6 protein-coding genes are annotated in these 7,784 nt (G+C 36.1%); 4 read left to right on the plus strand and 2 right to left on the minus strand.

Annotated features, from left to right (window positions below):
* Nucleotides 1-51: 51 nt before the first annotated feature.
* Both bcsG and bcsE read right to left on the minus strand, forming a co-directional pair.
* The gene (bcsG, locus tag I6F41_RS09030) at nucleotides 52-1,629 is read right to left on the minus strand and encodes a cellulose biosynthesis protein BcsG (protein ID WP_197108219.1); all 1,578 of its coding nucleotides are present in this window, start codon (nucleotides 1,627-1,629) and stop codon (nucleotides 52-54) included.
* 176 nt (nucleotides 1,630-1,805) lie between these two features.
* Complete coding sequence (bcsE, locus tag I6F41_RS09035) at nucleotides 1,806-3,422, minus strand: cellulose biosynthesis protein BcsE (RefSeq protein ID WP_197108221.1); 1,617 nt, start codon at nucleotides 3,420-3,422, stop codon at nucleotides 1,806-1,808.
* A 118-nt stretch (nucleotides 3,423-3,540) separates the two neighbouring features.
* On the opposite strand from bcsE, the gene bcsR reads away from it, so the two are divergent.
* From bcsR to I6F41_RS18020, 4 genes are all read left to right on the plus strand, one after another.
* Complete coding sequence (gene bcsR / locus I6F41_RS09040; RefSeq protein WP_086998516.1) at nucleotides 3,541-3,726, plus strand: BcsR/BcsP family cellulose biosynthesis protein; 186 nt, start codon at nucleotides 3,541-3,543, stop codon at nucleotides 3,724-3,726.
* A gap of 17 nt (nucleotides 3,727-3,743) precedes the next feature.
* Nucleotides 3,744-4,457, plus strand: coding sequence for a cellulose biosynthesis protein BcsQ (gene bcsQ, locus I6F41_RS09045; protein ID WP_197108223.1), 714 nt, complete (start codon nucleotides 3,744-3,746; stop codon nucleotides 4,455-4,457).
* Between the two features lie 2 nt (nucleotides 4,458-4,459).
* Complete coding sequence (gene bcsA, locus I6F41_RS09050) at nucleotides 4,460-7,123, plus strand: UDP-forming cellulose synthase catalytic subunit (protein ID WP_197108225.1); 2,664 nt, start codon at nucleotides 4,460-4,462, stop codon at nucleotides 7,121-7,123.
* Nucleotides 7,116-7,784: cellulose biosynthesis cyclic di-GMP-binding regulatory protein BcsB (locus I6F41_RS18020; protein WP_231613485.1), on the plus strand; the 669-nt coding region annotated here is incomplete at its 3' end. The genes bcsA and I6F41_RS18020, both read left to right, overlap by 8 nt.

The raw sequence follows: 7,784 nt of genomic DNA on the forward strand, positions 1-7,784 counted from the left end.
ATTTGGACATATATGCGTTTTTTTTGCTTGAGCTAAATATAAAAAAATAACTCACCCTCGGGGATATAAAGTCCACTCACCGCCATCTAATTGAATATATGGACGTTTATTAACATACATCATTATTGTTCCGGCGTTTTCTGCTACTTTTTGCGAAGTAGGTAACTGGCTCACTAATTCTGCCATATTATTACTTTTCCCTGCAAAGTAATTACTCTTCATCACCTTAGTTATCAGCTCAGATAGAGCAAAGTAGCTGCTTGTATTTGTCACTGTTATTTGCGACATACGAGGCAAGTCAGGACCTATAAACTTAATTGCCGCTGGCACTGTTACTATTGAAGGGCTTGGTATTTCGCGCAGCCCTGCAAATTGTACTTTGTCGCCTTGCAGTGCAGCGCCATGCTCTGGCACTAACATTAGCATCACGTTGCGGCCGCGTTTTTCTAAGTTTTTAATAAACTGATTAATATCTGAAAATAAATTTTGTTGTCTAACAGGATAACTTTCATCACTATTCATGCGCCTACTATTAGCCAGTTGATTGCCATCGTGCAAGCTAATCGTATTGTAATACATAGCACAAGGGGCGCAGCTATCGCCTTGCTCTTCAAGCCAACTATTTAGCACCGCCTCGTCTGAATAAATAGGTTTACTGTCAAAGCTATACTGCGCAACAGGTAATGATGTGGTGTCAAATAGTGGGCTATTTAGCTTACCTTGTTTTTTCACCAAATCTTTAAACCCATCAAAATGGCCATCATGATTCATAACTAAATGACTGTCGTACCCTAGTTTTTCTAGGTTATTAAATAAGTGACATTGCTCTGGCGCATCATCAAATAGTGCTGGTTGGCTTGTTTGCCCACAACTTGCCCGTAGTAACCTAATGGCGGCAGGACCACTGTAGGATGTAGCTGAATTAAAATCAGAAAAAACAATATCAAAATCACTATAAACATCATCTAAACTAACGCCTATAGCGTTTAAGTCTGCAATAGCTAGGGAGCATATATTTAAAACAACAACGTCAAATTGCGTGCCGCTATACTCATCTGGAAAGTAGCTAACTAATTGGCTCTGCTGCTTATAAAAATCATTTAATTGCTGATCTGCTGAATCTAGCTTTTGGGTAACTACAGCAGTATTACTAAACTCTTGCTCTTGATTAGGCGCATTTTGCACCGACACTGCCATATCATTTGGCTTTAACGCCCCCTGGTAACCTATAAAAATTAATCCAGCTATTGTTACTGTAGTAAAGCGGATCCACTGCGAGGTATACCAAAAACAAATAACAATAATAAATAAGCCCAACAGCATATCGTAATTAACTATGCGGCCAAACAACTCAACAAAATAACCTAAACTAAAATCTTGAATATTTCCCGCTTGTTTGGTTAATCTATCAATTGGAGGTAACCATGAATCTTTATAAAGCAATACAATCGCAAACACCGCGCCAATAAAGTGCTTTAGCTTATCTACTTGTGAATTACTAAAGGTAAGTGCAAATAAAGCAGCTAAAGCAGCATTACTTAAAAAATCAAATTTAATGGCACCATAATAAAAAAGTACAAACTTTACTAAAAAATAGAGATTCCAAATACCTAAACCCGATAATTTCACGGTTTGTCCTTTTCATTTTTTTTAAACATGTACGGCTCTAAAACTTGGTGTTTAAAAGTGAGCTGTAGATAGTATGTTTTTAATTTAGATAATATAAACGAACCCGCTAGGCACAATATACCACCGAGCAACATTGCCAATAAGGTCGTAATAATAAATTGATTCATACTCATAATTTATATCCTTAGCTTCATTACAATAGGCGTTGCATCTGCGCGCTCTGTAATAACAAGTTCGGGGCTGCCGATATCAATAGCTGAATTATTAATAAAACTTGGGGCAAACTCATAACTATTGTTTTCAGTTAATTGTTTAGAGTAATCAATTACATTTTTGTCTTTATAATAACGCCTAAGTTGCTTACATTCTTGTTGAATATAAAAATGCTCCGATATCAGGTTTTGCTGTACAAAAAAGTCACTGATTTCTAACTTAAATAAATGTTTAATCGCATTATCTACATCATTTTCTCTACACGCGTGTAAATATAAATAAATTGTATTTTCAGCCACACTTAACACATCCCCTTCGCGCTTTATGTGAAATAAATGCAGCGGATGTATAGGGTCTATTCTTGGTAATAGCTCTAATTTGACTAACACACCACTCACTCCTAAATTAACCGCGGAGTTGCTGTGTATTTCAACCTGGCGAGTAAATTCTATAAAAGGTAAATACCCCTTCGAAAAAGTATTTTCTGTGTACTGCAGTACATGCTCAACAGAAGGCGGTAAGGGTCTGGAGAATTGAAAACCTTGAATTGACTGAATTTGCGATAATAATCGTGACGGCTCAGAAAAACTATATAAAATAAGGTTTACTCCAAGAGTTAAAAATAAACACTCATCTTGATGACGAATAATACCATCAACATTTTGAATTACTAACTTTAGCCAACGACCACAGTGTTTTCTTAATTCAAAACAATGTGTTGCTAGTTGTTTTAGATCAGTATATCGGGTTACCGAAAAAACAAGCGTAGCAGCTTCTATTCTGGGGCCTTTTTTATATAGGTCTTTATTATCATCCACAATGCGATAATGTGCTGGCAACTTAGTCCCCTCAGGAACTGCATTTTGTACAAGCCACACATCGTCTTCATCAAAAAAGTTCTTACTACCGGGCTTTTCTACTTCGTTACCTATAGCTTGCTTTGCTATTAATTTATTGTGTTTAAAAACCAACTGATATTGCTCGTTAGCTAATATACCTGTGCTATGGCGCCAGTAATCATAGTCGATGGTACGTATTGCAGCATCATTATCAATAAAAACACTGCCATCGAATAATTTATTTAAACGCCTGATTAAAAAGCGATACTTAACAACTTCAGGCCCAGAAACTAATAGTAACAAAGTTGCATTAGTGCGCTTAGTAAACTTCGTAAAGTACTCCATCAGCTGTTCAACTTCTGGCTCTTTTATAGACTCTAATTGCATCGTACTTAAATGAATAAACACTAAGGATTCGGTTATTTCTGAGTAAATACTTAGTTCACTGAGCATTTTTTTTACTAACTCTTTAATACCAAAATCTTTATTTTGTGCGCTAAATGAAAATGAATGCACCTGGTTATTTTCGTATGCTGTAATTAAGTTAGATGAAGAGGAAAGCTCAAAAAAAGATTCAATCTGCGCAGATGCAATAAATATATTGCCTGCGCAACTTTCGTTAACACTTTGTAACGCAAATTCGATAGCTATATTGTCTTGAGGCGCTAAAACAGCATAGCTTGAGGCCGTTTGTAGCTCTTTGGCAAAAGGCTCTAATCCCGATATATTAAGCTGATGCAATTAAAAACCCTTATTTTAAAATACTTTTTCACTAGTTTTAAGCGCTATTCTATATATAATAGCTAAATAAAGTCCACTTTAAAAAATAAAGTCTATTAACAAAGCAGTATAACTATCAATGAGAAGTTTAGCTTTTAAAGAGTCAAAAACGTTAACATCTAATGACATTAAAAACTTATCGCATCGCTTTGGCGGCCAAAGTGACGATTATGTCGAAATAGTTAATCAACAACAAAATATAAAAACAATAAATAAGTATCCTTTATTAAAGGAAATAGACAGTGCAGTTAATACCACAAAATAAATAGGTAGCTTAATAAAGTGCAAAGAGTTTTTATAAAAGGGATAAAAGGCGGTACAGGAGGCACATCTATTGTAGCCAACCTCGCATGCGCACTTAAAAAATCAGATGTTGATGTTATTGCTATCGACTTAGACGCAAAAAGTGATTTAAGCTTACATTTTGGTTTACCTTGGACACAAACTCTTGGTTGGAGTAACGCTGAAACATTTAATGATGCGCTATCAATGTTTCAACAAGATAGTAATGGCATTATATTTCTGCCCTTTGGCGATAATTCAGCCACAACAGATGATGTTATAGATACAGTAAATAGCTGCCAGCAATTAGACCTTGCTCCTGGCACATGGATGCTATACGACTGCCCTTCACATATAGATATTACGCATTACAGTTTAAATCACGACGATATTTTTGTTGAGTTAGTAAACTGTGATGCAACTTGCCACAGCTTAATTCACAAGCGCTTACTAGCACTTAAAAAGTCTAAGAATAACTGGAAACACTACTTTTTAGTCAACAAATACAATTCAGCTTCATTACTTGAGTTTGATTTGTTTGCACTGTGGCAAACAACACTGCCGCGAATAGCGCCATTTTTTATTAATCATGATGAAGTTGTTAAAGAGGCGACAGCTTATCGCAATGTTGCATTTAATTGCGCCCCCTATAGTGTGGCGAATGACGACTTTGAAACACTTGCTGGCTGGTTGGTCAGCAAGGCAGCGTTATAGTTATGAGTACCTTAAATAGACGCCCATTAGATCGTACTTTATATTTACTTTTGCGCCTTTTATTTACAGAAAAGCTAGCTCGCTTCGTGATGTTTAAATTTCATTGTTATTTTAATCAACACAAAATGAATGTAGTAGAAGCGTTTTCATTTCCTTTTATAACGCTTATTAGCTCGTTATTTATAAAGTTTAACCCTCATAAATTAACTACTCATAACTTTTTGCGTACATATTACCCACACTTAAAATTACCTTATCGCAGCTTTATTTACTCAAATAGCCTGCGCTTTGTATTACAAAGTTTATTTTTATTGTTTTTTAAATATGAGCCTAAAAATAGCGCTGTAAAAGAGCCTATTACTCATTATTTTTACTCATCAGTAAACTATACATTTAGACAACTACGCTGGATTGACTTAAAGCTAGGAAAGTTACTAAAAAGTTTATTATCTAAAAGCACTAAAAAAACAAAAAAAAGCGCCTTTAAAACAATGGTATATGCGAGTATCTGGCAAAATAAGCTTATAAAATATATTGCTATTACATTTATATTATTTTTAATGGCTATTTTTATCACTATTCCGTTTAGCTTAGAGGCTCAAGCTGTATTTATTAGTTTTATTTTATTGGTAGCCTATTCACTAAGACGAGTAAAAGGGCAAATGGCGACTATTATCATGATCACCCTATCAGTCACTACCTCCTCGCGCTATTTATGGTGGCGGTACACTGAAACACTAAATTGGGATGATCCTCTCGCTTTATTCCTAGGTTTGGGCTTATTGCTTGCTGAAACCTATGCTTGGCTAGTACTAATTCTTGGTTTTTTCCAAACTATTAACCCGCTTGAGCGTAAACCTATTGCCATGCCTAAAAATACCGACCTGTGGCCAACCGTAGACGTTTATATTCCAACCTATAATGAACCTCTGAGTGTAGTGAAACCCACTACACTCGCGGCGATGAGCATTGATTGGCCCGCAGATAAGCTTAATGTATACATATTAGATGATGGCAAACGCCCTGAGTTTGCTCAATTTGCTGAACAAGTTGGCGTAGGCTATTTAACTCGCCCTGATAATAATCATGCCAAAGCGGGTAATATGAATAGTGCGATGCGCTATACAGATGGCGAATACATTGCTATTTTTGATTGCGACCACGTTCCTGCTCGATCATTTTTACAAATGACCATGGGGCAGTTTTTAAAAGATAGTAAGGTATGCTTAGTGCAAACCCCGCATCACTTTTTTTCAGCCGATCCCTTTGAAAGAAATTTAAATAACCACAGTCAAGTCCCTAACGAAAACATGCTGTTTTATGGCCTAATTCAAGATGGAAATGATATGTGGGACGCTACCTTCTTTTGTGGCTCGTGTGCGGTATTAAAACGCCAAGCACTTGATGATATAGGCGGCTTTGCGTTTGAAACCGTAACTGAAGACGCGCACACAGCACTAAGAATGCAGCGCGCAGGTTATAAAACAGCTTATATTAATATTCCACAAGCCGCGGGATTAGCCACCGACAGTTTATCGGCTCATATTGGCCAACGAATTCGTTGGGCGCGTGGTATGGCGCAAATATTTCGTCTTGATAATCCACTATTAGGCAAAGGGTTAAACCTGCCACAACGACTGTGCTATATAAATGCCATGCTACACTTTTTATCTGGGGTTCCTCGCATTGTATTTTTAACCGCTCCTTTAGCACTCATCTATTTCAACGCTTATATTATCTATGCACCATTTTTAGCCATATTTATTTATGTTGTACCCACACTCATTCAAGTAAAAGCGACTAACTCACGTATTCAAGGTAAATACAGGTACTCATTTTGGGGTGAAGTTTACGAAACAGTACTGGCTTGGTATATATTAAAACCCACCACAGTTGCTTTATTTAACCCAAATAAAGGCAAGTTTAATGTAACTGAAAAAGGGGGACTTAATAATAAAGAGCATTATGATTGGGGGATTTCTAAACCCTATATGGTATTACTCGCGATTAACTTATTAGGCATTATTGTGGGTACTTTAAGAGCCTTTTTTGGTGAGCCAAATCAAATTGGAGTGCTAATTATTAGTATGGCATGGGCCACCTATAATATTATTATTTTAGGTGCTGCCGTCGCGGTAGCAGCTGAAGCTCGTCAAGTAAGAAACTCACACCGCGTAAAAGCAAACTTTCCGGCGGGTATTCGTTTAGCGAATGGACATACTTTAAAAGTTAAAATTACCGACTACTCTGATAACGGAGTAGGTATTGAAACCGAGCATGCGCATTTATGCAGGGTTAACGATAAAATAGAGCTATTAATGAGCAGAGGTAATAAGCAGTTTTCGTTTACTACCTATGTAACTAATACTCGGGAGAAGCAATTTGGTCTTACACTCAAAGATCTCAGTATAGAAAAGCAACTGGCGTTTATTCAGTGTACTTTTTCAAGAGCTGATGCTTGGTTAGATTGGCAAAACAATTTTAAACATGATCGCCCATCTTATAGCTTTAAAGAAGTTAAAAAAACAAGTTTACGAGGGTTTACTAATATATTGTTTCACGCACCAAGACAACTTCAACCTATTATTAAGTTTATGACTAATTTAGTTATTTACGTAAATTCATTCATTCCCAAAAAACCGATAGTGCAGAATAATTATGATTAAAAAGTTGCTTAATACACTCACCCTACTTCTGTTTACTAGTACGGCGTGGCACGTTATTGCTATCGAACCTATGCCAAATAAATCACTTTTTGCAAATGGTTACCCCGAAAGTGCAGCCGTATCGGGCTTAAAACTTGATTTTAATGCTTTAGGTTTTACTAACTATAAACTAGATGGAGTAAACAATAATTCTCGCGTCGATTTTACCAACAGTATAGATAAACTAAGCAAAAACTTAATGCTTAATTTTTCTTATACTAACTCGCCATCATTGCTTGCTAATGTTTCACACTTAAAAGTATATTTTAATGAAAACTTAGTCACAGTATTACCTGTTAATAAACAGCTTAGTACCGTTGAAAACTTAATTACGCATAACATTCAACTCAATTCAAAATACATACAAGACTTTAATCAAATTCGTTTTGAGTTAGTGGGCTATTACGACTTGACCTGTCATGATTACCATAATCGCTCTATTTGGGTTGAAATAAGTAAATCAAGCAATATTACTCTTGATCAGACTGAGCTGGCTATTGATAGTCGTTTAGAGTATTTACCTGAACCCTTTTTTGATAGTAAAGATTTTAGTAAGTTAAACCTGCCATTTATATTTGCTACAACGCCAAACAAAGAAGCCATTGAAGCTGCCGCCACTTTA

Origin of the sequence: Pseudoalteromonas sp. SCQQ13 (assembly GCF_015864415.1) — a bacterium.
Taxonomy (GTDB): domain Bacteria; phylum Pseudomonadota; class Gammaproteobacteria; order Enterobacterales; family Alteromonadaceae; genus Pseudoalteromonas; species Pseudoalteromonas nigrifaciens.